General features: G+C 48.7%; 23 protein-coding genes. 1 reads left to right on the top strand and 22 read right to left on the bottom strand.

Annotated elements, in window-relative coordinates; all coding sequences use genetic code 11:
- Positions 1 to 20: 20 nt before the first annotated feature.
- The 12 genes from HII30_RS13545 to cymR all read right to left on the bottom strand — a co-directional run bounded on the left by HII30_RS13545 (position 21) and on the right by cymR (position 10,148).
- Positions 21 to 953, bottom strand: a complete 933-nt coding sequence (locus tag HII30_RS13545) for a peptidase U32 family protein (RefSeq protein WP_169505574.1) — start codon at positions 951 to 953, stop codon at positions 21 to 23.
- Positions 954 to 974: 21 nt separating this feature from the next.
- Positions 975 to 2,009 carry an endolytic transglycosylase MltG gene (gene mltG, locus HII30_RS13540; RefSeq protein ID WP_169505573.1) on the bottom strand — a complete coding sequence of 345 codons (1,035 nt, stop codon included), beginning with the start codon at positions 2,007 to 2,009 and terminating at the stop codon, positions 975 to 977.
- A gap of 91 nt (positions 2,010 to 2,100) precedes the next feature.
- On the bottom strand, positions 2,101 to 2,412 hold the full coding sequence (locus tag HII30_RS13535) for a DUF1292 domain-containing protein (protein ID WP_169505572.1): 312 nt from the start codon (positions 2,410 to 2,412) through the stop codon (positions 2,101 to 2,103).
- Entirely contained in the window at positions 2,405 to 2,713 is a 309-nt protein-coding gene (locus HII30_RS13530; RefSeq protein ID WP_169505571.1) for a DUF1292 domain-containing protein, read from the bottom strand. Before HII30_RS13530 ends, HII30_RS13535 begins: the two co-directional genes overlap by 8 nt.
- An 18-nt stretch (positions 2,714 to 2,731) precedes the next feature.
- Positions 2,732 to 3,142, bottom strand: coding sequence for a Holliday junction resolvase RuvX (ruvX, locus tag HII30_RS13525; protein ID WP_169505570.1), 411 nt, complete (start codon positions 3,140 to 3,142; stop codon positions 2,732 to 2,734).
- Positions 3,143 to 3,152: 10 nt separating this feature from the next.
- Entirely contained in the window at positions 3,153 to 3,413 is a 261-nt protein-coding gene (locus HII30_RS13520; protein WP_169505569.1) for an IreB family regulatory phosphoprotein, read from the bottom strand.
- Positions 3,414 to 3,538: 125 nt separating this feature from the next.
- Entirely contained in the window at positions 3,539 to 6,163 is a 2,625-nt protein-coding gene (gene alaS, locus HII30_RS13515) for an alanine--tRNA ligase (protein ID WP_169505568.1), read from the bottom strand.
- A gap of 407 nt (positions 6,164 to 6,570) precedes the next feature.
- A complete protein-coding gene (locus HII30_RS13510) occupies positions 6,571 to 7,635 on the bottom strand; it encodes an AI-2E family transporter (RefSeq protein WP_169505567.1) in 1,065 nt (354 codons plus the stop codon).
- 172 nt (positions 7,636 to 7,807) lie between these two features.
- A complete protein-coding gene (locus tag HII30_RS13505) occupies positions 7,808 to 8,017 on the bottom strand; it encodes a hypothetical protein (protein WP_169505566.1) in 210 nt (69 codons plus the stop codon).
- Between the two features lie 15 nt (positions 8,018 to 8,032).
- The gene (locus tag HII30_RS13500) at positions 8,033 to 8,554 is read right to left on the bottom strand and encodes a PRC-barrel domain-containing protein (RefSeq protein WP_169505565.1); all 522 of its coding nucleotides are present in this window, start codon (positions 8,552 to 8,554) and stop codon (positions 8,033 to 8,035) included.
- A 15-nt stretch (positions 8,555 to 8,569) separates the two neighbouring features.
- Positions 8,570 to 9,718 (bottom strand): cysteine desulfurase family protein, encoded by a 1,149-nt coding sequence (locus tag HII30_RS13495; RefSeq protein WP_169505564.1) that lies wholly within the window; start codon positions 9,716 to 9,718, stop codon positions 8,570 to 8,572.
- Between the two features lie 10 nt (positions 9,719 to 9,728).
- Positions 9,729 to 10,148 carry a cysteine metabolism transcriptional regulator CymR gene (gene cymR / locus HII30_RS13490; protein WP_169505563.1) on the bottom strand — a complete coding sequence of 140 codons (420 nt, stop codon included), beginning with the start codon at positions 10,146 to 10,148 and terminating at the stop codon, positions 9,729 to 9,731.
- Between the two features lie 282 nt (positions 10,149 to 10,430).
- On the opposite strand from cymR, the gene mnmA reads away from it, so the two are divergent.
- On the top strand, positions 10,431 to 11,546 hold the full coding sequence (gene mnmA, locus HII30_RS13485; protein WP_169505562.1) for a tRNA 2-thiouridine(34) synthase MnmA: 1,116 nt from the start codon (positions 10,431 to 10,433) through the stop codon (positions 11,544 to 11,546).
- 68 nt (positions 11,547 to 11,614) lie between these two features.
- On the opposite strand, the gene HII30_RS13480 is transcribed toward mnmA, so the two are convergent.
- The 10 genes from HII30_RS13480 to HII30_RS13435 all read right to left on the bottom strand — a co-directional run bounded on the left by HII30_RS13480 (position 11,615) and on the right by HII30_RS13435 (position 24,733).
- Entirely contained in the window at positions 11,615 to 12,145 is a 531-nt protein-coding gene (locus HII30_RS13480) for a PCYCGC motif-containing (lipo)protein (RefSeq protein ID WP_169505561.1), read from the bottom strand.
- 43 nt (positions 12,146 to 12,188) lie between these two features.
- A complete protein-coding gene (locus HII30_RS13475) occupies positions 12,189 to 13,496 on the bottom strand; it encodes a replication-associated recombination protein A (protein ID WP_169505560.1) in 1,308 nt (435 codons plus the stop codon).
- 153 nt (positions 13,497 to 13,649) lie between these two features.
- Positions 13,650 to 15,830, bottom strand: a complete 2,181-nt coding sequence (locus tag HII30_RS13470; protein ID WP_169505559.1) for an AAA family ATPase — start codon at positions 15,828 to 15,830, stop codon at positions 13,650 to 13,652.
- Between the two features lie 160 nt (positions 15,831 to 15,990).
- Positions 15,991 to 16,746 (bottom strand): tRNA threonylcarbamoyladenosine dehydratase, encoded by a 756-nt coding sequence (locus HII30_RS13465; RefSeq protein ID WP_169505558.1) that lies wholly within the window; start codon positions 16,744 to 16,746, stop codon positions 15,991 to 15,993.
- A gap of 98 nt (positions 16,747 to 16,844) precedes the next feature.
- A complete protein-coding gene (gene aspS, locus HII30_RS13460; protein WP_169505557.1) occupies positions 16,845 to 18,629 on the bottom strand; it encodes an aspartate--tRNA ligase in 1,785 nt (594 codons plus the stop codon).
- A 45-nt stretch (positions 18,630 to 18,674) separates the two neighbouring features.
- Positions 18,675 to 19,919 carry a histidine--tRNA ligase gene (hisS, locus tag HII30_RS13455; RefSeq protein WP_169505629.1) on the bottom strand — a complete coding sequence of 415 codons (1,245 nt, stop codon included), beginning with the start codon at positions 19,917 to 19,919 and terminating at the stop codon, positions 18,675 to 18,677.
- 661 nt (positions 19,920 to 20,580) lie between these two features.
- Positions 20,581 to 21,030: a hypothetical protein gene (locus HII30_RS13450; RefSeq protein ID WP_169505556.1), complete on the bottom strand. Its 450-nt coding sequence runs from the start codon at positions 21,028 to 21,030 to the stop codon at positions 20,581 to 20,583.
- A gap of 80 nt (positions 21,031 to 21,110) precedes the next feature.
- Positions 21,111 to 21,617, bottom strand: coding sequence for a type 1 glutamine amidotransferase domain-containing protein (locus HII30_RS13445; RefSeq protein WP_169505555.1), 507 nt, complete (start codon positions 21,615 to 21,617; stop codon positions 21,111 to 21,113).
- Positions 21,618 to 22,038: 421 nt separating this feature from the next.
- Positions 22,039 to 22,482, bottom strand: coding sequence for a D-aminoacyl-tRNA deacylase (gene dtd / locus HII30_RS13440; protein WP_169505554.1), 444 nt, complete (start codon positions 22,480 to 22,482; stop codon positions 22,039 to 22,041).
- Between the two features lie 76 nt (positions 22,483 to 22,558).
- Positions 22,559 to 24,733 (bottom strand): RelA/SpoT family protein, encoded by a 2,175-nt coding sequence (locus HII30_RS13435; RefSeq protein ID WP_169505553.1) that lies wholly within the window; start codon positions 24,731 to 24,733, stop codon positions 22,559 to 22,561.
- Position 24,734: the final 1 nt, after the last annotated feature.

The raw sequence follows: 24,734 nt of genomic DNA, 5'->3' as shown, positions 1-24,734 counted from the left end.
TGTTCATTTTATATAGTTTCTTAATATACCTGTTCTTTGTAGAAAAATCCGAATGACAATTCACGTTCTGGATCCTGCACACTTCGAATACGCTCCATCCACGCTTCCTGAAATTCATAATGTTCAGGGTCAGTATAATAAGTGTCTATCGCTTGGCGAAACGTATGCAGCACGACCTCGTTATAAGATACAGACTTTAGAAGCGTCTCTACCTTGAGGCTGTCGAGACCAGCCTCAAGCAGCACATGAAGGTCTTCCAGAATGCATATGTCATCTGAACTCATAATGTGTGTACCGTTTATATCTTCATAGATTGGAAATTTCTCTTCTGCCCGTTCCGCTTCAACCAGAAACAAACCGCGTTCCTTCCCCAGACTGTCTCCGTCTACCGGACGCCCTTGGTGTGCCATATAACTTTTTACCAGCTGGCGTTTGGAATGATAGATATTGGTCATCCCGTGAACCTGAACTTGTGCTTCGATCTGAAGGGACGGCTTCATTTCCGTAATTTCATCCATATTCAGCTCGCGTGCCAAGATCACACGTGCAGCTCCTTTACGCCCCCAATAGTTGGAGGTGGAAAAATTCGTTGATGTCATCTCGGCGTTCCAGTGAAGCCGGATATCCGGCGCACATGTCTTCACAGCTTTAAGTACCGAAGGATCGTTAAATTCGACAGCATCCACGCCGATCCTGCCCAGCTGCTTCACATAATGCGGCAGTTCCTCTAAAAGTTCATTTGTCATCAGATTGTTCAAACTAACATACAGCTTGGCCCCCTGCCTATGCGCCAGTTCAACCGTCTGAGCAATATGATCCAGATTCATACTGCCAGGCAGCCGCATGCCATAACGGTCTTCCCCTACCAGCAGAGCATTGGCTCCTGCTTTCAAATAGGCTTGTGCTTCTTCGAGCGATCCAGCGGGAGCCAGAAGCTCAGGTGTATGGGTCATGATTCTTCCTCCTACTGCTTATTATTCCATTTTCTTGCTGATCTCAATATTTTTAAGATGTTCTTTATAAGTCTTTGCAAATAAATGTTCCTGCGTGCCATCCTTTTTCGTAACATAGAAAAGATAATCAGACTTTTCCGGCATCAGGGCAGCTTTTATCGAATCCAGACTGGGACTAGAAATAGGCCCCGGAGGCAGTCCTTTATTCCGGTATGTGTTGTACGGATTTTCAACCTCCAGATCTTTATAGAGCAGACGTTCCTTCGGCTTATCCAGCAGATACTGGACGGTAGCATCAATTTCCAGCTTCATGTCCTGCTCCAGCCGGTTATAGATCACGCCAGCCACAAGCGCACGCTCTTGATCTGCCACCACTTCCCGCTCGACAAGCGAAGCTACAGTAAGCAGCTCATGCAAAGTTAACCCTCTTTGTGCTAACAGCGTTTCCCAATCCGTGATTTCCTCCAGACGTTTATCGGTCTGGCTCAGCATAGTCTGAATGACCGTCTCTGCCGTCACATCTTTAGGCAGCTCATATGTAGCCGGGAATAAATATCCTTCCAGATGATGGCGAAGCGCAGCTTGTTCAGGAATTTGTTTCGCTAACTCAGAATCCCAGCCGCTGTTTGTATCCATCAGGCTCAGTAGTTCATCACGATCCAAACCACTTTCCTTCGCAATGGTCTCCGCCATCTGCAGCACGGTGAACCCTTCTGGTATAGTGAAACGAATCATTTCCGCAGGCTTGACTTCCCCATTGTTCAGCATGGTTATAATTTGATCATATGTGATGCCCGGTGACGTCTCATATGTCCCTGCCATGAAACGGTTCCCCTCATTATTCAGCTTCAAGTATCCTTTGAATAATAAATCATCTTTAATAATTCCCTTTTTCTTTAACAGTTCAGCGATGCCTGAAGTGCCCATTCCGGGCTGAATGGTAAATTCAATCGCTTCCTCTGAAGCTTCTACAGGCTTCATTCCTTCCCACACATACCAAGCCGCACCGCCGGCAAACAAGAGCAGCACGAGAGCCGCAATGGCCAGTTTCTTCATGAAGTCGTCTCCTCCATACCAAAAAGGGCGGACTTCTCCGCCCTTCCTGGAACTGATTGAATTTGTGCCTGTATTACCGGGCACGTATTCTTTAGTACTCGTCTTCTTCAGGAAACGTCAGCTCATCATACAGCTCTGAGACGTTCTCCCACTCTTCGTCATTATCAATGGTCGCTAATTCCAGGCTACCATCAGGACTTTTTACAATTCGAAGCACTTCATATTCCTCGTCCTTGCGGTCCGGCTGCACCAATATAGCATAACCTCTGCCGTCCACTTCAAACTCGGCTGCAATATCATAAATTTCCTTCTGTCCCTGCTCATCCTGCAGCTCGACACTTTCACCAAAAGCTTCTCTCAGCGATTGAGTCCAGACGACCTGCTCCAGAGAAAACTCAGTCATTGTCCTGACTCCCGTCCAGCTGCTCAACAAGGGTGTTGAAGGTCTCTTCCACGATACTCCATTCCTCGTCATCCTCAATCATGTACAGCTTGAGATCGTCTCCATCTTCTTCATAACGGAAAGCATAGACCTCATCCGTCTCTTCGTCGGCTGCTTCCACCGGAACCACCATCATATACTTGGCGTCAGAGTCGTCGACTTCAAATTTCATAATGACTTCGAATTCTTCTTCATTACCTTCGTCATCTGGAATATAAATAATTTCCGGTTCTTCTTCCATGCCGATTTGTTCGTTTGTCATCTGTTATCACCCTCACCTTTACCTTTTAGAGTCCAAGTAGTTTTGCAAAATCAAACCTGCAGCCATCTTGTCTACGACTTGCTTGCGCTTCTTCCGGCTGACATCGGCCTCCAGCAGTGTCCGCTCAGCGGATACGGTGGATAGCCGCTCATCCCAAAGGTGAACAGGTAAGCACAGGGATTCTCGCAGCAGATCAGCGAATTCCATGCAGATTTCACCCCGGGGACCGATACTGCCATTCATATTCTTGGGCAGGCCGACCACGATTTCACTCACCTCGTACTCTTTTACCAAGGCGGTAATCCGTTCCAAACCCGTGTTCTCTCCGCGCCGTTCGATGACTTCCAACCCTTGAGCTGTCCACCCGAACACATCGCTGAGCGCCACACCGATTCGACGGTCCCCGTAATCCAATCCCATGATCTTCATCCTTGCACTCCTAACGGTGACTGGCTAGGTAGAACCGGACCAGTTCTTCAATCAATTCATCTCGCTCTTTCTTGCCGATCAGGCTTCTGGCATTGTTGTGCCGAGGTATATAAGCAGGGTCCCCGGAGAGCAGATAGCCGACAATCTGATTGATCGGGTTATACTCTTTTTCAATCAATGCGTCATACACCGACAACATTATTTCCCGGGCGGAAGCCTCCTCCTCATCACCTTTTACATTGAACTTGACTGTCTTATCCATTGAGTCCATGTGTGACACCTACCTTCTTCAAAGAACATGTTCTGAACACGCTTCGTCGAATATATATTTACCAGCTTGATCTGATTCTATCATACCACACCCGCGGCCACCTTAGGAAATCGAAGAGTAAAATTTTAGAGGGATCCAACGATTTCCTCAGCACGCTTTAATGCTTCCTTGAGTTTCGAAGCATCTTTGCCTCCCGCTTGCGCCATATCAGGACGTCCGCCGCCGCCGCCGCCGCAAATAGCTGCTACTTCTTTGACCAGCTTGCCCGCATGAAGTCCCTTCTTCACCAATTCCTGAGGAACAGCAACGACAAAATTCACTTTGTCACCGGAAACCGCTCCCAGCACAAGAACAGCATCGCTCAATTTGCCTTTCAGTTCATCGGCTATCGTGCGCAGTGTATCCATACTGCCAGCCTGAACTTCGGCCGCGAGCAGCTTGGTACTGCCTGCGGTGATCACCTGATCACTCAGCTGCCCCGCTTCAATCGCACTCAATTTACCTTGCAGCGATTCATTCTGGCGAAGCACGTCTTTCAGTTGAAGCTGAAGAGCTTCAATGCGTTTGGGAACATCGTTAACACTGCTCTTCAGCAGTCCCGCTGACTGCTTGAGCAGTTCGATCTGGGCTTCAGCAAAATTGTAAGCATAACGTCCGGTTACGGCTTCAATCCGGCGGACACCTGAACCAATACCGCTTTCTCCCACCAGCTTGAAGATGCCAATCTCCGAAGTATTCCCCACATGACATCCTCCGCAAAGTTCCAGGCTGTAATCCCCCACCTGTACCACGCGTACCACATCACCGTACTTCTCGCCGAAGAGCGCCATTGCGCCCATGGCTTTCGCCTCGTCAATCGATTTATTCTCAATAATGACCGCTGATCCTCTCCAGATCTGCTCATTCACACGCTGCTCGATATCCGCGAGTTCTTCAGGAGAGATGCTGCCAAAATGAGAGAAGTCAAAACGCAGACGCTGAGGTTCCACCAAAGAACCCGCCTGGTTCACATGTTCGCCGAGAACTTCTTTAAGCGCTTTATGAAGCAGATGCGTGGCCGTATGGTTTTTCACAATATCCCGGCGCTGGCTTTGAGCTACTTCGGCTTTTACGGTCATATTCACTTTGAGCTCGCCGCTTTCCACGGTAACCAGATGAACATGCTGTCCGTGGGGGGCCTTGAACAGACCGTCCACTCTCGCCCGTACACCGTCACCCTCCAGTATTCCCTTGTCACTGACCTGGCCGCCGCTTTCCGCATAGAACGGGGTTGCATCCAAAATCACTTGACAGGACTGGCCTTCACCCACTTGCTCGACAAATCCATCCTCGGTAACTAACGCAATAACCCTGGATTCATGTGTGGTGTCCTGATACCCTACAAATTCACTTTCAGTGGTGAAATCCGATAGAGCACCTCCCTGAACCTTCATACTTTCGGTTTCTTGACGTGCAGAACGGGCGCGGTCCCGCTGTTCCTTCATCGCTTCATCAAAACCTGAGCGGTCCACAGTAAGTCCATGCTCGGAAGCATAGTCTTCCGTCAAGTCAAACGGGAATCCGTACGTATCGTACAATTTAAACGCATCACTTCCGCTGATCTGAGCAAGTCCCTGCTTTTGTGCATTGGCACTCATGTCAGCCAGGATGTTCAGTCCATCGGAAAGCGTTCTGTGGAACTGTTCTTCTTCCGTTGCAATCACTTTTTCGATAAATTCGCGCTTCTCCACAACTTCCGGATAGTACATCCCCATGATATCCCCGACTGTTTTCGTCAAGGTGTACATAAAAGGTTTATCCAATCCCAGTACCTTGCCATATCGTACAGCACGGCGGAGCAGGCGGCGGATGACATAACCGCGTCCTTCGTTGGAAGGAAGCACACCATCACCCACAGCGAATGCTACGGTGCGGATATGGTCAGCAATGACTTTCAGCGCCACATCAAACTCCGTTTTTTCATTATATTTCACGCCGGCGATCGCTGCGGTTTCCTGGATGATAGGCTGGAACAGATCTGTATCGAAGTTGGAATCCACATTCTGCAGAATGGATGCAAAGCGCTCAAGACCAGCTCCGGTATCAATATTTTTATTAGGAAGCGGTGTGTAGCTGCCGTCCTTGTTATGATTAAATTGCGAGAATACAAGGTTCCACACTTCCAGATAACGTTCATTCTCGCCGCCCGGGTACAGCTCCGGATCCGAAGTATCACTGCCATAGGCTTCGCCACGGTCATAGAAAATTTCCGTGCAGGGACCGCAAGGCCCTTCGCCAATATCCCAGAAATTATCTTCCAGTTTGATAATTCGGCTCTCAGGCAGTCCGATTTTGTCTTTCCACAATGCATAGGCTTCTTCATCTTCAGGATACACCGTCACAGACAGGCGCTCACCATCAAATCCGATCCACTTCGGATCCGTCAGGAACTCCCATGCCCAGGTAATGACTTCTTCTTTGAAGTAATCCCCAATCGAGAAGTTACCCAGCATTTCAAAAAAAGTATGGTGACGGCGCGTCTTGCCGACATTTTCAATATCATTGGTACGGATACACTTCTGGGAGTTGGCAATCCGTGGATTCTCAGGCTTCACCCGCCCGTCAAAGTAAGCTTTCAAGGGTGCCATACCCGCATTGATCCACAGCAGCGACGGATCGTTATGGGGAACGAGGGGCGCGCTGGGTTCAATTTTATGTTGTTTTTCTGCAAAAAACTCCAGCCATTTAGAGCGGATCTCACTTGCTTTCATATATTTAGCCTCCAGATCTCATATGCAGTCCGAAATGTTCCGGACAATAAAAAAAGCCCCTGAATAAAATCAGGGACGATGTTCTCGCGGTACCACCCTGGTTATCTCCCAAGCACATCTGACTGTAGACTTCTAACGGTCATGACGGCTCAAGTGATCGCCTTGTAAGCAGGGATAACGGCCGCCACCCGGTGAGGTTTGTCTCACACTCGGAAATTAGCTTTCAGCATGCAACCCTTTCAGGCTCTCCCACCCATCGGCACAACGTCCGAAGGAGCCTGTTCTCTGTGAAAGAATACGCGCGCTTACTTTTTTTCCTCATCGATTTCTTCTAATTCACGCTTAATATTTTCAAGTATATCCATGCCTAAAGGTTATGTCAATGCAAGCAGTCTACAGGATTTTCATCAGATTTTCCGGCGCACATAATAGGCAAAAAAATGCTGCAGCAGAACCTTGATGACCGCAAATACCGGCACCGCGAGAATCAATCCCACCATTCCGGCCAGCTGCCCGCCTACCAGCAGGGCAAAAATAATTAGAAGCGGGTGCATATGCAGCTTTCGGCCAACCACCTGAGGCGAGATCACATTGCTCTCCAGCAGCTGGCAGACCAGATTCACAAGGGCAACCATAAGCATCATACGCCAGGAGATCGTCGAAGCCATGAGCAGTGCAGGAGCGGCACCAAAGAACGGCCCTACATAAGGGACGATATTGAAGACAGCGACAATACTGGCAAACAGCAGCGCGTATGGCATACCGATCAGCATGTAACCGATATAGGCAAACACACCGATAATGAGACATACAAGAAACTGCCCTCTTACATAATTACCTAATGCTGTGTCAATCTCCCGCAGCAAGGTCACGATTGATTTTCTTCGGCTGCGCGGCAGATAGGAAACCGCTGTACGCTGAAACACATCAAAATCCTTTAATATATAAAAGATGAGAAACGGAACCACCAGCACATTAAAAAGCACACTGATGGTAGCTCCAATATTGTCCATGAACTGTGATATGTTTCCCGCCAGACGCGTCTCCATATGATACAGCCAGCTGTTCATCCCTGTCCGGACACCTGGAGGCAGGAGTTTGCTGTCCAGGCTGCTCATCAGGCTTTGTGCATGCATCGTAAACTCCGGCAGATGTTCATTCAGCTCTTCCAGCTGGCGAATCAGCATCGGAATCATGTTGATTACAATGACCGCCAGGCACGTTAAGAACACGGCATAAATCAGCAGGACCGCAATACTCCTGGGTACCTTTCTCTCTGAAAGCATGCAGACGATCGGGTTCAGCACATAGGATATGATCATGGCGATAAGGAACGGAGCCAGTACTGCTTTTAAAAAACGGTAGACATCCATAAATAACGGCCGCAGCAGCCAGATAAAATAAAGAGCAATGAGTCCCAGCAGCAGCCAGATCAGAAACCGGAACCACTTGTTTGCCGTCAGTTGATCCACAGGGCATTTCTCTCCTCTCGAAACTGGCTTACCCTGTAAGTATATGTACGGGCCATCGAAATTAATCTCTTGGGCCAATTATAACGATCATTCGCGGCAACAAAAAAGATGCTGCAGCAAGCGTTCATCACGCAGCTTCAGCACCCTTTTTCGGAACTAGGTTATGTATGCATCAGTTGGAAGCATGGATTTGTGGAAAATCCTGCGGGAACTCATCGCCGAAGAACAGATCGTCCAGAGAACTGAGCGTTCCGTCTTCCTCCACCTGATAAACAGACATTTTCTCACCGTTCACGGTTAATTCTATAAAGCATCCCCAGCAATAAAACTGATGCGAACCAATTTTACCAATATCTTTGGAACTGCAATTTGGACATTTCATCATCCTTACCTCACCCTATCCATTCACAGAATTAATGGCTTTTTCCAATCGCTGTTCGCTGAGCGAGGGCACCATGACGGCACTTTCTCCAATACTCATCTCCGAGGTGCAAGGCAGCCATCTCCGGCCTTCAATTAAATCCGTTACAAATCCGTCTGAAATTTCGAGTCCTAGTACTTTATTGCCCTGTTCCTGCTCAAAATAAACATCCGAAATTCGACCTAGCAGCATCCCTTCCTCAGTCAGCACCTGCATATCTTTCAGTTTCCGCCGCCCAAGCAGATAGGTAAAAGGTATTTGATCGGCATCCGTTTTCTCGATAGATTCTTCATTCCGGATCATAACGGCATCTTCACCGTAAGCCTCGATGTTGTCCCATGAGACGGTTTTCACATGCGATGAGAAAAGAGTTTTCCCTTCCAGTTCAAACCCGATAATATTCCATTCTTCATCTAATATGAAATCGTGGATTTTGCCGATTTCCTTGCCGTTCTCCACGTCGAATACAGACAGTCCAATCATCTCCTGGAGCTTCATGCTGATGAATACCTCCTATCTACGCAATCGTTTAAGAATGGTTCCAATTTTCTGAGATACGTACTCCATTTCCTGAGTAGTATTACCCAAACCAAAACTAAAACGAATCGCTGATGCAGAAACATTTTCAGGAAGATTCATCGCTTTTAGTACATGTGAAATTTCCAGTGAACCTGAGGTACAGGCTGAGCCGCTCGCGGCCGCAATCCCCTCCATATCCAGATTCATCAGCATCGTCTCTGTGCGCACTTCCGGAAAGCTGATATTCAGAATATGCGGCAGGAAGTGATCTGAGCTGCCATTGATCATGTATGCATCTTCTCCGGCTTCGCTGTTAATGCCCGTAAGCAGTGTATTCCGAAGCAGCAGATGATGCCCTCTTCGCTCCTGCAATCCATGAACCGCCAGATGAACCGCCTTGGCGAATCCGGCAATTCCAGCCATATTCTCCGTCCCCGCGCGCCGTTTCTTCTCCTGCAGTCCGCCGAACTGCCGGGGCATTAGCGGGATCTCCTTACGCTGTACAAGAGCTCCCACTCCCTGAGGGCCATTAATCTTGTGGGCTGAGAAGCTCCATATATCTACCGGAAAGTCGCTGCTGCAGCTGATCGCCTCTGATCCCAGAGCCTGTACCGCGTCTGTATGCATGATAACTCCGCGGCTGCGGGCCATCTCCCCAATCTCGGCAATCGGCTGAAGTGTTCCCACCTCATTATTGCCATACATGATCGAAATCAATGCGGTATTGTCCCGGATACTGGCCTCCACGTCCTGCAAGGAAACCCGGCCACTCTGATCTACGGGAAGATACGTCACCTCACATCCTCTGCGCTCCAGCTCACGGCAAGTATGCAGTATAGCATGATGTTCCACGGAAGAGGTAATAACATGTTTACCTTTAAAACCAGCTGCTTCCATTACCCCAAATAATGCTAGATTGTCGCTCTCCGTACCACCGGACGTGAAAATCAGTTCATCTGCGGAGCATTTCAGAAGCGATGCCATTTCATCTCGCGCCCCGTTTACAATTTTCTTGGCTTCCCGTCCGTAAGCATGTACGCTCGAAGCATTGCCAAACCGGCCTGTCATGACGGCCATCATGGTTTGTGCGACCTCTGGATGGACCGGCGTAGAGGCTGCATGATCCAAATAAATAGACTTCATCACTGCGCCCCTAGATGTAGAACATATAGTTGTCCGCTGCGGACTGCTCTTGATAGTTAATCAGGTAATCCAGTGTTGTCGAATCCAGCACCTCGGCAATGCTGTCCCGGATCCGGAGCCAAAGGTCACGCTTGGCCGGATCATCTTCTTCTGTGAAATCCACGGGGGAAATCGGGCCTTCCAGCACCCGGATGACATCTCCTGCCGTAATGCTCGCCGGCTCGTTTGAGAGAATGTAGCCGCCATACGCACCGCGGACACTTTTCACCAGTCCGGCATTGCGCAGAGGCGCTATGAGCTGCTCCAGATAATGCTCGGACAGCTGGTTTTTCTCGGCAATGCTCTTAAGCGATGTTGGGCCTTCACCAAATTTTGCTGCAAGCTCCATCATAATGGTCAATCCGTATCTTCCTTTTGTCGATATCTTCAAAGATGACACCTCTCTTAACTTCATTTGTATGTGTTCAAGCGATTTAAGTACGTTAAGGTTAACGAAAACAGAAGGTCTACATACTGACTGCTGTATATATTCTCTGTATTCCGATTAAACACCTCTGTATATGGTAACATACCGTCACACTGAATGGGTAATTTTCAGACCGCATTTTCAGAAAATGTTCACGTGGAGTGGACAAATCCTGTCGTGTAGAGTTGGACAGCTTGTGTTAAAATATACAGATGGGCACACTTTAACAGAAAAATGGTGATCATAATGTCAGAACCTATACAAAAACAAAATAAACGCATTATCGTCGGCATGTCCGGCGGAGTCGATTCATCCGTAACCGCGCTGCTGCTTAAACAGCAGGGGTATGATGTGATCGGCATTTTCATGAAAAACTGGGATGATACCGATGAGTTCGGCTACTGTACCGCAGAAGCGGACGCTGAAGATGTCCGCCGCGTCTGTGAACAGCTGGATATCCCATACTATACCGTCAATTTCGAGAAAGAATACTATGATAAAGTATTTTCCTATTTTCTCGATGAATATAAGGCCGGAAGAACACCAAATCCGGACGTCATGTGCAACCGTGAGATCAAGTTCGGAGAATTCCTGAATAAGGCCCTGGATTTGGGAGCAGATTACGTGGCCACCGGTCATTATGCACGAGTGGTACAGAATGATGGCGTCTACTCTCTTCTTCGTGGTGTGGACAGCAACAAAGACCAAACCTATTTCCTAAATGCACTCAATCAGGAACAGCTATCCAGAGCCATGTTCCCGATCGGACACCTGCCGAAACCGGAAGTCCGGCGCCTTGCCGAGGAAGCCGGTCTGTACACAGCGAAGAAGAAAGACAGCACCGGTGTTTGCTTTATCGGGGAAAGAAATTTCAAAGAATTTCTAGGTCAATATCTTCCGGCCCAAGGCGGCGATATGGTCGATATTGTCACCGGTGATGTAAAGGGACGGCATGATGGTCTGATGTATTATACCCTGGGTCAGCGTCAGGGACTCGGCATCGGCGGTTCAGGTTCCGGTGAGCCCTGGTTTGTAGCCGACAAGAATCTGGAGGATAACATTCTGTATGTGGTACAGGGCGACCATCCAAGCCTGTACTCAACAGGTTTGATCGCATCAGGAATTAACTGGATTGCAGGAGAAGAAGCGATGCCCATCCGCTCATTCAACTGTACGGCGAAATTCCGCTACCGCCAGCCAGACCAGGATGTAACGATTACTCGTCTGGAAGACGGGAATCTTCATGTTGCTTTTGCTTCTCCGCAAAAAGCTATCACGCCCGGCCAGGCCGTTGTATTCTACCAAGGCGATACTTGTCTTGGGGGGGGCACGATCGAATCCGCTGAAAAAATTCCATACTAATGGATTTATTCCCACATTAAAAGGCACGTCCTGCAGTCAAACTGCATGGACGCGCCTTTTTTTCATAATTAATTTGCTGCTGACGGCATCGGCGTCGGTGTGGGTTTACCATAACCGGTGCTGTATTTGGCATCAATCGTCTCACGGATGTCCGTCAGGCTTTTCCCTTCGCTCTTCAGCATGGCTGATTCTACAGCAATATCCAGACAGACGCCGCAGCGGGTGCCATGATCATCCCACTCAACACTGCCGTCTTCCCGAACTTCGTTGATAAAGCAGTTCAGGTTGCTCTTGTGTCCCGCACTTTCCCCACAGCCGCAGTAGCACGGCATAGAGGAGAGCACATCATCAACCTGCGCGGCAAGCGCATAGACCGTACGAATTTCTTTGCTTTGATGATCAAGAAAAGTTGGCAGCACATCCTTAGAGGCTGTCACTTCCTGTATATCACCATTAGCCAGCTGGACATGGGATTCATGCTGATGCCCGGCTTCACTTTCGTGAACGGCTTCAGTCGATTCCTGTTTCTGATCCTGGCCGCAGCCGCTCAGCAGAATTCCCGCCGATAAAAGAAGGATTACAAATTTGGATCTCTGCATCTTGGGTTTGCTCCTGTTCTTGTATAAATTTTACTTTAAAGCTTTACTCCCCCCGGCGCAGGCGCTGATTATGGGCAATCTTCTGCTCGTTTCCCTGCTCCGTTGCCATGTAAAACTCCCGATTGGAAAGCTCTTTTGGCAAATAATCCTGTTTCACATAATGTCCTGGATAATTGTGCGGGTACTGATATCCTTCATGTCCTAACTTCACCGCACCTTTGTAATGCGTATCCCGGAGATGCAGCGGGACCTCAGCCGATGGATATTCCTCTACGGCAGACATCGCTGAAGCGATGGCCGTATAGACCGCATTCGATTTGGGACTTTCCACGCAGAACAGAATAGCCTGAGCAACGTTCAGCTTCGCTTCCGGCCAGCCATTATTCCGATATGCCTCCAGCGCACTCACCGCCTGAACCATCGCCTGGGGATTGGCCAGTCCAATATCTTCACTGCTGGCTGCGATCAGCCTGCGGATAAACGTCATGGGGTCCATCCCGAGCTTCTCCACGGCGTAAAAGAACCAGAATAATGCAGCATCACTGGAACCGCGGATGCTTTTATGAAATGCTGACAACACATCATACTGTGTAGACTCGTCCGCTTTTACAATCGGTCGCCGGATCGACTCTTCCGCCACCTCCAGTGTAATGTGAACCATGCCCGAAGCATCCGGAGGTGTCGTCATGGCGGCTAACTCCAGTGCTTGTAAAGCCCTGCGAATATCTCCATTCGCCATGGCCGCGATGTGCTCCAGCGCCTCTGTTTCGACCTCAAGCTGCATAAAGCCCAGTCCCCGCTCAGCATCCTGCAGCGCCCGCTTCATGGCAATCATCGCATGCTCCTGGTTGAGCGGCTGCAGCTGAAAGAGTGTGGAGCGGCTCATCAAGGCTCCATTGACGTAGTGAAATGGATTTTCCGTGGTTGCTCCGATGAATATGATGGTACCCTTTTCTACGGCAGGAAGCAGCGCATCCTGGCGAGAGCTGTTAAACCGGTGAACCTCATCCAGAAACAGGATGGTTTTCGTGCCGTACAGCGAACGGTTGCTCTGGGCTTGTTCAATCACTTCCCGTACATCCTTGACCGAGGCATCAACCGCGTTTAGACGGACAAAGGTCCCCTGGGTATGCTTTGAAATAATATGAGCCAGCGTCGTTTTACCGCATCCAGGAGGCCCGTAGAGCAGAATGGATGACACCTGATCGGCCTCAATGGCTCGGCGAAGCAGCTTGCCAGGGCCTACGATATGCTCCTGTCCTATATATTCATCCAGGCTTTCAGGACGCATCCGGTCGGCCAGAAGCCGAGAGCTGATGTCCTCATCCCGCCCGAACGCAAATAAATCCATATCTATACACTTCCTTGCTGTATCTTAAAATCATTCATCATTTTTCGTTTGTCGATGGTACTATCATATCACATTGCACAAGGATCTTTCCTCCATGGGAAAGAGACTGCAGCAATCGCCGCAGCCTCTTTCACTATACTGTAATAAGTATGCTTATGATCCTTCCGGCCACCCGGTTTCTGTAATGTCATCCAATCCGCTGTGCAGACAGGCAGGAAGCTGATCTTCATAGAAAAGCCACAGCTCATGCAATGCTCTTGTGCAGCCAACGTACAACAGTTTGGCATCCCATATTTTGTCCGCATAATGATAGGCATCCACATCGGCAGCAATGACGGCATCAAACTCCAGCCCCTTGGAGAGGTACACTGGCAGAATGGAGAGTCCGCCCTGGTATGTTCCTTTGCCACCATCAATAAGATTGAGTTCCGGCCATTCCCCGGCCAGCATCTCATGAAGCTCGGCGGCTTCCCGCAGTGTACGTGTCAGTATAGATACCGTCCGGTAACTGCCTTTGGAGCTTAAATGACGCAGTGCGCGCCGCAGATCCTCTTCACGCCCGGCACCTTGCCCATAAGGTATGAGCCGGACGTCATCCCCGCTGCGAAATACAGGAACTGCCAGCAGGTCACTCCGAACACCCTGATCCAGAATGACATTACCAAATTCAATAATTTCCATCGTGGACCGGTAGCTTGTAGTCAGTGCAAAGTAAGCCTGATGTTCCTCTTCAAAAAGTGAGCTCAGTTCATCCCAGGCATGCACGCCTTTATAAGCATGAATCCCTTGAGAAAGGTCCCCAAGAATGGTAAAAGAGTGTCCTCGGACATATCGGTCCAGCAGTGCGATCTGGAAGGGCGAAAAATCCTGTGCCTCATCAATAACCACATGATCAAATCTGAGATTTCCATCCATTTCATGGAGCATGGTCTGAATGTACAGCAGCGGGGTCAGATCCTCTTCCTTAATCAGACCTGCTTTCAAGTTTTTGCGAGTGACTGCCATCGTTTCCTGCGGAATTTCCTTCAACCAGGCTTCCGGCCAAATTGACGATTTGGACGCCCCGAACAGCTGCTTGTACAGAGTCAGCGGATCAAACTTCGGCCATTTATTGGCATAAGCCTTTTCGCGCTGAGATGCTTTTTTCTTCCGTTCTTTCAGTACGGCCTGAGAAGGAGACTTCTTCAGTTCCATCTCCACCCAGCGGTGAATTCTGGCAAGCACTCGTTCTTTCCGTTTAGCCAGAGGATACGGTTTGTATTCCACTTGAAACCATTCCTGTATCTGTTCCTTGAGCAGGACAGCACCGTCCCATGGCGTGAAATCCAGTTCCGGCAGTGAAGCATCTTCAAGCTGCTCCATGCAGCGCGTGATCAGGTCCATGAAAGTGATAGAACCTTTGTATCTTCCACTGTCGTTGTTGCTCCATTCACGGGTACCCTGGCCGGTTTCCGTCTCGAACCAGTAGGCAAACGTCTTGCCTGTATCTTCTCCGTTCCATGGGAGATCCAGCTGCTCGGCTGCCCAATCTTCAAAGGTACGCTGCTGGATATCGCCTACGCCTAACTCCGGGAGAACATTTGAAATATAGTCCAGAAACATGCGGTTCGGCGCAAAAATAATCATCTTGTCAGCCGTGACCTGTTCTTTGTACTGATACAACAAAAAGGCGAGTCGGTGGAGAGCAACCGTCGTCTTTCCGCTCCCAGCAACCCCTTGTATGATCAATGCCGTGTTTTTGGCGGCCCGGATAATCTTGTCCTGCTCTGCCTGTATGGTGGATACGATATCACGCAGTTTATTGTCCTTGTTTTCCCCTAGCCGATAAACGAGAAATTCATCCGTAACTGCAGGTCCGCCGCTGTCCCGGTTGTATGTATCGGATACGCGCTCCAGAATCTGCTTTCGGATGACCATGTTTCTTTTGAGGTACACCCGTCCTTCCACAAGGCCTTCCGGTGCTTCATAGGAAGCGAGATCCTCTCCCCCTGTAAACGAGTAAAACAGGCTTGCTGCCGGTGCTCTCCAGTCCATGACCATCGGATGCTCGCCGGCCGTCTCACGGTCGAAACCTACCTTACCGATGTACAGCGGCGTTTGCGCATCCTTACCGCTTTCCTGAAAATCCAGCCTGCCGAAATAAGGTTCGGCCTGGCTCTTGAAAAGCGCCTGACGCCGCTCCTCACGGCCAGCCTCCAGCACCTGTTCTGTAAAATCATGCCCGGTATATACGGGTATGCTGGTCAATCGATCGAGCTGACGGTCAATTTCAGCAATCGTTTCATTTAATTTCCGTTCTTCTTCTTGATAGGCACTTTGAAAAGAATCTGCCACTTTCAGTTACCTCCTAAGATACGATTTTCCCCGAAAAGGATTCTCATTGTAGCATAGTCGAGACATAACAACAAAGTATTTTAATGAAAGCTGTGAACACATCAAAAAGACGTAAGCCTTTTAGAAGATCGGCTTTACGTCTTTTCGAGGTTATGGGAGTTTACGTGTTGATGCCCTGCTTCTCCAGCAGTTCTCGAACGGCAACAGATACCATAATTAATCCGGCAACCGGCGGCACAAATGCATTACTCGCTGGCGGCTGTTTCGCCTTCCGGATTTCCGGAGCATTCTCCGGCACGATTTTGTCCGTGACATCTTTCCGGGGTTTCATCGGTTCTTCCAGCGAGAACACAACTTTGACGCCCTTCTTGATGCCTTCTTTCCGCAGCTTTGTGCGGATGACCCGGGCAATGGGATCCATGGATGTTTTTGAAATATCAGCAACCTGGAATTTTGTAGGATCCATTTTGTTCGCCGCGCCCATGCTGGATATCATCGGAATTCCGCGTTTCAGGCATTCCTTGATGAGATGAATTTTGTACATAATCGTATCGGAAGCGTCCAGCACATAGTCCAAATCATACTTGAACAGCTCCTCATAGGTTTCATCGGTATAGAACATATTCAGCGCAATCGCTTCACACTCGGGATTGATGAGCTTGACGCGGTCTACCATCAAATCCGCTTTTTTCTGGCCGACGGTGGTCGTCAGAGCATGAATCTGTCGATTGATGTTGGTGATATCGACAACGTCCTTGTCGATCAGAATAATACGGCCTACTCCCGTCCGGGCAAGAGCCTCGACAGCGATGGAACCGACACCGCCAATCCCCAAGACAGCAACCGTACTGTTCTTCATAACATCCAGGCCCTCTGGGCCAATGGCAAGCTCGGTACGTGAAAATTGATGCAGCATATTAAGCAGCCTCCTTAGCAGAGAAAAACGGTGGTCCATGCCTTTAAAGGATAGGGTCCGCCGTTTTTCCCGGATATGGTATCTATTACTTCTTCGCTTTACGCTTTCTTCTCTTCAACCGGCTTTTTGGACAGCTTGATGTGCAGCTGTTCCAGCTGACCGCTGTCTACTTCAGATGGCGCATCCATCAGCAGATCTGTAGCGTTCGCTGTTTTCGGGAAGGCAATCGTCTCACGCAGGTTTGTGCGTCCAGCCAGCAGCATAACCAGTCGGTCAAAGCCGAATGCAATTCCGCCGTGAGGAGGTGTACCGTATTCGAATGCATCCAGCAAGAAGCCGAATTTCTCGTATGCCTCTTCAGGGGACAGACCCAATGCTGCGAACATCTTCTCCTGAATATCACGTTTGTAAATACGCATGGAGCCGCCGCCTACTTCATAACCATTGAGCACGAGGTCATAAGCTTGTGCACGGACGGCAAGCGGGTCTGTATCCAGCAGTTCAAGGTCTTCGTCATTTGGACGAGTGAACGGATGGTGCTCTGCAACATAACGTTTTTGTTCTTCATCATAGCTGAGCAGCGGGAAGTCCAGTACCCAGGCAAATTTGAATTCTTTATCGTTAATGAGACCCAGCTGACGTCCGATTCTGAGGCGAAGGGCACCCAGTACATCTGCAACGACTTTGCTGTTGTCTGCGGAGAAGAGAAGCAAGTCTCCGTCTTCTGCGCCGGTGCGTTCCCGTACCGCTTCAATTTCTTCAGGGCTGAAGAACTTCACAATAGGACCCTTGAATTCGCCTTCTTTAACCTGGATCCAGGCCAGGCCTTTAGCTCCATAGCGGGCTGCAAACGGTCCGAGATCATCAATTTCCTTCCGAGTCCAGGTACCGCAGCCTTTGGCGTTCAAACATTTCACTTCTCCGCCTTTTTCGATGACCGAAGCAAAAACTTTCACGCCGCTGCTTGCCACGATGTCATTCATTTCGATCAATTCCATACCGAAACGCAGGTCAGGCTTGTCCGATCCATATTTACCCATCGCATCTGCATGGCTGATTCGCTGGAACGGGGTCGCCAGTTCCACACCCACGGTTTCCTTGAAGAGGCGAACCATCAGCTCTTCCATCATGGTCAAGAGATCATCCCGCTCCATAAACGAAGTTTCGATGTCGACCTGTGTAAATTCCGGCTGCCGGTCAGCACGAAGATCTTCATCCCGGAAACAGCGGGCAATCTGGTAATAGCGTTCCAGGCCGCTCACCATCAGGAGCTGCTTGTAAATTTGCGGAGACTGCGGAAGCGCGAAAAATTCACCGGCATGAACACGGCTTGGCACCAAGTAGTCACGCGCGCCTTCAGGTGTACTTTTTGTCAGAATCGGTGTTTCTACATCAGCGAAGCCTTCTCCGTCGAGGAAATCGCGGAAAATTTTTGACGCTTTCGAGCGAAGCATCAGCGTCTGCTGCATTTCCGGACGACGCAGGTCCAGGTAACGATATTTCAGGCGGAGCTGCTCATCCACCTCTACGCCGTCTTCGATAAAGAACGGAGGCGTTTTGGCAGCATTCAACACTTCAATTTCCGTAACCTGTACTTCAATCTCACCTGTAGCAAGATTTTTGTTGACCGTGTCCGGGTCGCGCTTTACAACTGTACCGGATACAGCCAGTACGTATTCGCTCCGCACTCTGTCTGCCGTAGACAGCGCTTCTCCGGAAAAATCAGGGTTAAACACAACCTGCATAATGCCGCTTCGGTCGCGCAGATCAATAAACAGCACGCCCCCCAGATCGCGTCTGGTCTGCACCCAGCCGTTCAGTGTTACTATTTCTCCAATGTTCGCAGCTGTCAATTGACCGCAATGATGTGTCCTCTTTAACATGATTTCATCATACCCCTCTTGTTATAATAAAGCCAAAATGGCCGTTTAACCCAGTTCAAGGTGAAGATCGTTCAGCTTGACGAAGCGCTGCTCACCGGTTTCCATTGATTTCAGGGCAATTTCTCCGCGTGCCAGCTCATCATCCCCGAGAATCGCAGTAAATCGTGCGTGCAGCCGATCCGCTGATTTCATTTGAGCTTTCATTTTGCGGCCCATGTAGTCTCTTTCTGCGGAGAACCCAGCTTCCCGGAGCTTGAAAATGATCTTCACAGCTTCCTGCTCTGCTGCCTCTCCGAGACTTACCACGTATACATCCAGCGGTTTGACTGCCTTCAATTCAACCTTCTGGTGTTCCAGAATGAGCATAATCCGCTCCAAGCCAATGCCAAATCCGATCCCTGGCTGATCGGGTCCGCCGATCTGATCAACCAGTCCGTTAAAGCGGCCTCCGCCGCCAACCGTATCAATGGCACCGATCCCCTCGGCTTTGAATTCAAAAGCGGTGTGCGTGTAGTAATCCAGTCCGCGGACCATGCGCGGGTTCACTTCATAGATTACGCCCATAGCATCCAGATAACCTCTTACCTTGTTGAAGTGAGTCGTGCACTCCTCGTCCAAGCTATCCAGAATGGAGGGTGCTCCAACGAACTTATCCTGGTCTTTCTTGCAATCCAGCACTCGAAGCGGATTGCGTTCCATCCTGGATTGACAGTCACTGCACAGGCTGTCCTTCATCGGTGTAAGGAAAGCCAGCAGTGTATCCCGGTAAGCCGCACGCACCTCTGGTGTCCCCACCGAATTGATTTCCACTTTTACGCCGGAGAGTCCTAATTCCCTGGTAAACGAATAACCCAGTGCAATCACTTCTGCGTCGATGGATGGATCGGCTGTACCGAATACCTCCACCCCAAATTGGTGGAATTGACGATATCTCCCGGCTTGGGGGCGTTCATAGCGGAACATGGGAGCAATATAGTACAGCTTGGTAATATCGGGCTCCCCGTACAGCTTGTTCTGTACATAGGCCCGAACGACACCGGCAGTTCCTTCAGGACGGAGTGTCATGCTCCGGCCTCCCTTATCGAGGAAGGAATACATTTCCTTTTCGACAATATCCGTCGTCTCGCCGACTCCACGCTCAAACAGGTCTGTCTGTTCAAATAAAGGTGTCCGAATTTCACGATAATTGTAGCGGCGGCACAATTCTCTTGCCTTCTCTTCTACGAACTGCCATTTTTCTACTGTACCCGGCAAAAAATCCTGAGTTCCGGTTGGCTTTTCAAATCTCATATTCGCCATGATTCATGTCCTCCATTGATCATCAGAATAAAACAAAAAAACTCTCGCCCTGCTGTTCCAAGAACAACAACAGGGACGAGAGAGTTCATTAATGAAATCACCCGTGGTGCCACCCACATTTCGAAAGATATCATGTCACTTTAGCCGTATCATGAAGTGCAAGCACAATGTCTTTCGCTTAACTAACCGATAACGCCCGGAAGCGCAGAGTCAGCTACATGTGCAGATCTCCTAAGGTCTGCATTTCGCTGTCTGTTCTCGGGGAAGTCATTCGTCCATTCATCATGAGAATCCTTACAGCCTGTTGAGATTCTTCTCTGAACATGTGGGTCTGGATTACTTGGTCCCGTCATCAAATCACTATTCTGTTATTACAGGCATTGATCCGCCCAAAACTTTATATTTTTAGATTGTAATGAACCACTGCATTAAAGTCAAGAAATTCTACAGCAATTTTCGATATCGTGAAAAAAAAGACCTGCGATCCGTGATCGCAGGTTTCAAGGTTATATAAAAAAGGGGGTCATGCTCTTATTATAAACATCCTATATTAATAAACGATGTATACTTTATTACAGTTATATTACAGCTCTGGAAGCGTTTTAAATAGCAGACATTAAAAAAGCCGCCTGTCAGGCGGCCTTTCAATGAATTATTCATCAAAACGTTCGATGAATGCATGGTTGGAGCGAAGTTTACGAACAATGCTTTCATAGTCAGCATCATTAACTTTAGCAGTAAGCACATATTTAAGATCATCAAAGTCTGCGTCGTCCAGATCAGCATCTTTCCATTCATCACGGTCATGATCATCCTCGGTCACTGGCTCATCCTCGGAACGATGGTTGTCTGCAGGTACACCCTGTACACCTACAACAGCTCCTGCTCCGCTTGGATTACCTACAGTACCGCTGCCAGATGTTACGCCGCCAGAGCCTGCGCCGCTCCATGGAATCAATGGAACCAGAATATTCGCCCCACGGCCCACCGTTTCCTGCAGTTCACTGACTTCAAGCTGGTCGGTTTTGTACGTTAATAGCGTCGTTTTTGCGCTCTCAGCTTCGTCTTCTGATCTGAAATAAGCTTGAAGATGTTTGGACATGATTAATTCCTCCTTTTTCATCAACAGTTTTCATGGTCCGATATTCGTGCTGGCGGCAAGCGGTGAGCTGTGACTGGATGTTAAAGCACCTTCAGCAATTCACGGACAAATGCGGGTTCATCCTTTGGTGTTCGCGAGGTAATAAAGTTTCGATCCACAATTACCTCTTCGTCCTTAAATGAAGCTCCGGCATTCACCATATCATCTTGAAGCGGAGGATATGATGTAATAGTCCGACCCTTGAGAAGTCCTGCACTTGCCAGAATTTGAGGACCGTGACAGATCGAAGCAATCGGTTTGCCAGATTTGTCTGCCTCTTTTACAAAGTCTAGTATATGGGAATCCAGTCTCAGATTTTCTGGAGAAGATCCGCCTGGAATAACCACCGCATCATAGTCCTGAACATTGACTTCGGAAATCGATTTTTCAATTGTATATTGGGCTTTACCCTGCTTACCTTTAACTTCTGATCCCTTTTCCAATCCAATAATATCCGCCTGATGGCCGGCTTGTTTCACTTCATCGTAGGGAACCTGCATTTCAGAGTCCTCGAATTGATCGGCGATAAGAAAAGCTACTTTACTCATAATCTGTTAAGTCTCCTTTCGTTTCGTTCCTCGATTTCTTATTACCCTGTTGTGCAATTTTTATAACAGTTCTTCGTTGAGAACTTTTTAAGATGATGACCATTTAAAGCCCATACTAAAAAGCCCTGCTCACTTATCAGGATAAGCAAACAGGACTTTTGTGAAGGAAGTAAAACTCATTTTCGAACTAAGTGACTCTTCATATTTATTTTTTGATCACATGTTGATATGAGGTCCCCGGGCTGCTGCATAAGCGAGTTCAACCTGTATGTCTCGCTCATGCTTCCTGATAACAGTATAGAAACATTCTTACAAGCTGAGTATTGGGGAGAATAGCGCATAACAAACTCCTTATCACAAAAGAGATTTGTACTTATTATGCCCGCGTTTCTCGTGTTTAAGCACATTTTGATGCCTAAAGCTAACTGCGGCTGTCGATGATTAATGTAACCGGTCCCCAGTTTGTCAGAGATACATCCATATCTGCACCGAATACTCCCTTTTCGACGTTCAGACCGTTCGCTTCCAATTCACGGTTAAATTGATCATACAGACGCTCGGCGGCTTCCGGCCGGGCTGCAGCCATAAAGTTGGGCCGCTTTCCTTTTCTGCAGTCTCCATACAGCGTAAACTGGGATACCGACAGAACGGCACCTCCCGTGTCCAGTACACTCAAATTCATTTTCTGCGTCTCATCTTCAAAAATCCGCAGCCCTGCCACTTTATTCGCAAGAGCCTTGGCGTCTTTCTCATCATCCTCATGCGTAACGCCGACCAGTACCAGGAGACCGTGACCAATTTCCCCTACGACCTGATCTTCAACTGTTACTTTTGCATGTTTGCATCTTTGAATAACAACCTTCATATTGTTCCACTCCTAGCATAAAAATAGCGGGCCAAGAGCTTCAAATGAAGCCTTAACCCGCATCGAAATTCTAGCGTTACTGCATAATACGGTTAACCGTATAAACATCCTTAACACGTTTAATCTTATCTACTACCGACTGCAGATGATCTGTGTTGCGGATCAGGATGGTCATATGGATCATGGCCATTTTATTCTTGTCTGAACGGCCGGTTACCGCCGAAATATTGGTCTTGCTCTCGGAAACCGCCTGGAGGACTTCATTCAGCAGGCCGTTGCGATCATGGCCTGTGACTTCAATATCCACACTGTAATTGGCTTCCACTGTTGTTTCCCATTCCACTTCAATGACCCGAGCCGCATCTTCGCCATCTCCTGTGGCCGGAAGATTCGGACAGTCTGCACGGTGAACAGAGACTCCGCGTCCTCTTGTCACATATCCAACAATATCATCTCCTGGTACCGGATTGCAGCATCTGGCGAACCGGACCAGCAGGTTGTCGATTCCCTTCACCCGCACCCCGTTCGTCGGACGGTTGCGCTTCTCAGGCGGAGCTTTGATCTCTTTCATCTCTGAAGTCAGTTCAAGGAGATTGGCTTCCTCCTGCTCCTTCCGGAGCTTTTCCGTAAGCTTTGTACAGATCTGAGCTGCCGTAATGCCGCCAAATCCGACAGCTGACAGCATATCTTCAATATCATTAAAAGCAAACTTTCGGGCAGCATCAATCAGCTTGTCATCTTGCAGCCAATCGGAAGAATCGAGACCCAGCCGCTTCAATTCACGCTCAAGCAAATCGCGGCCCTTCTCGACATTTTCTTCCCGCTTCTCTTTTTTGAACCACTGCTTGATCTTGCTTCGGGCATGGGAAGACTGCGCGATTTTTAACCAGTCCTGACTTGGGCCGTACGAGTGTTTGGATGTTAAAATTTCGATGATATCGCCGGTTTTCAGCTGATGATCAAGCGGCACAATCCGGCCGTTAACCTTGGCGCCAATCGTGCGATTTCCGACTTCAGTATGAATACGATAAGAAAAATCCAGCGGCACCGAACCCGCCGGGAGCTCAATGACCTCCCCTTTCGGAGTAAACACAAATACAAGGTCAGAGAAAAAATCCATCTTAAGCGATTCTACAAACTCCGATGCATCTTTAGCTTCATGCTGAAGCTCCAGAATTTCGCGGAAAAAGGTAATTTTATTGTCAAAATTGCCGGAAGCGGAGCCTTCCTTGTAAGCCCAGTGTGCCGCGATCCCGAACTCTGCTGTCCGGTGCATCTCCAGTGTACGAATCTGCACCTCGGTCGGTTCACCGTTTGGACCTACGACGGTCGTATGCAGGGATTGGTACATATTCGCCTTTGGCATCGCAATATAATCCTTGAAGCGTCCCGGCATCGGCTTCCAGAGGGTATGAATAATACCGAGTGTCGCATAACAATCCTTAATATTGTCTACGATAATCCGGATGGCAAGCAAATCGTAAATTTCATTAAACTGCTTGTTCTTGACAGACATTTTGTTAAAAACACTGTAAATATGTTTGGGACGGCCCGAAAGATCAGCCTGAATTCCCATCTCATCCAGCTTCTCGCGGATACAGTCAATAACATTATCAATGAACTGTTCCCGCTCAGCGCGTTTCTTGTGCATCAGATTAGCAATGCGGTAATACTGCTGCGGATTGAGATACCGGAGGGCAATATCCTCCATCTCCCACTTGATCGCAGAAATACCAAGACGGTGGGCTATGGGACAAAAAATTTCCAGGGTTTCATGAGAAATTCGCCGCTGGCTTTCCTCAGACTGGTATTTAAGTGTTCTCATATTGTGCAGCCGGTCGGCAAGCTTAATGACAATAACACGGATATCCCGGGCCATCGCAATAAACATTTTCCGATAATTTTCGTTCTGCTGTTCTTCCTTGGAGCCAAATTTGATCCGTTCCAGCTTCGTTAATCCGTCTACGAGCATCGCACAGGTATCGCCGAATATGTTCCGAATCTCTTCAAGCGATACCGTTGTATCCTCCACGACATCATGAAGCAGAGCAGCAATAATAGACAACGTGTCCATCTGCATATTGACAACGATGTCTGCTACCGCGAGCGGGTGAAGAATATAAGGTTCTCCCGATTTACGCACCTGTCCATGATGGGCCTGTTCCGCAAAGTCGTAGGCTTCCTGGATGCGAAGAAGATCGGGTTCTTTAATATAGGCGCCTGCCTTTTCAAGTAATCGCTCTATGCCCATT

This window comes from Paenibacillus lemnae (genome assembly GCF_012933385.1).
Classification (GTDB): domain Bacteria; phylum Bacillota; class Bacilli; order Paenibacillales; family Paenibacillaceae; genus Paenibacillus_AQ; species Paenibacillus_AQ lemnae.
Note: the sequence above shows the minus strand (reverse complement) of the source record. Positions and strands in the feature narration are given on the sequence as shown.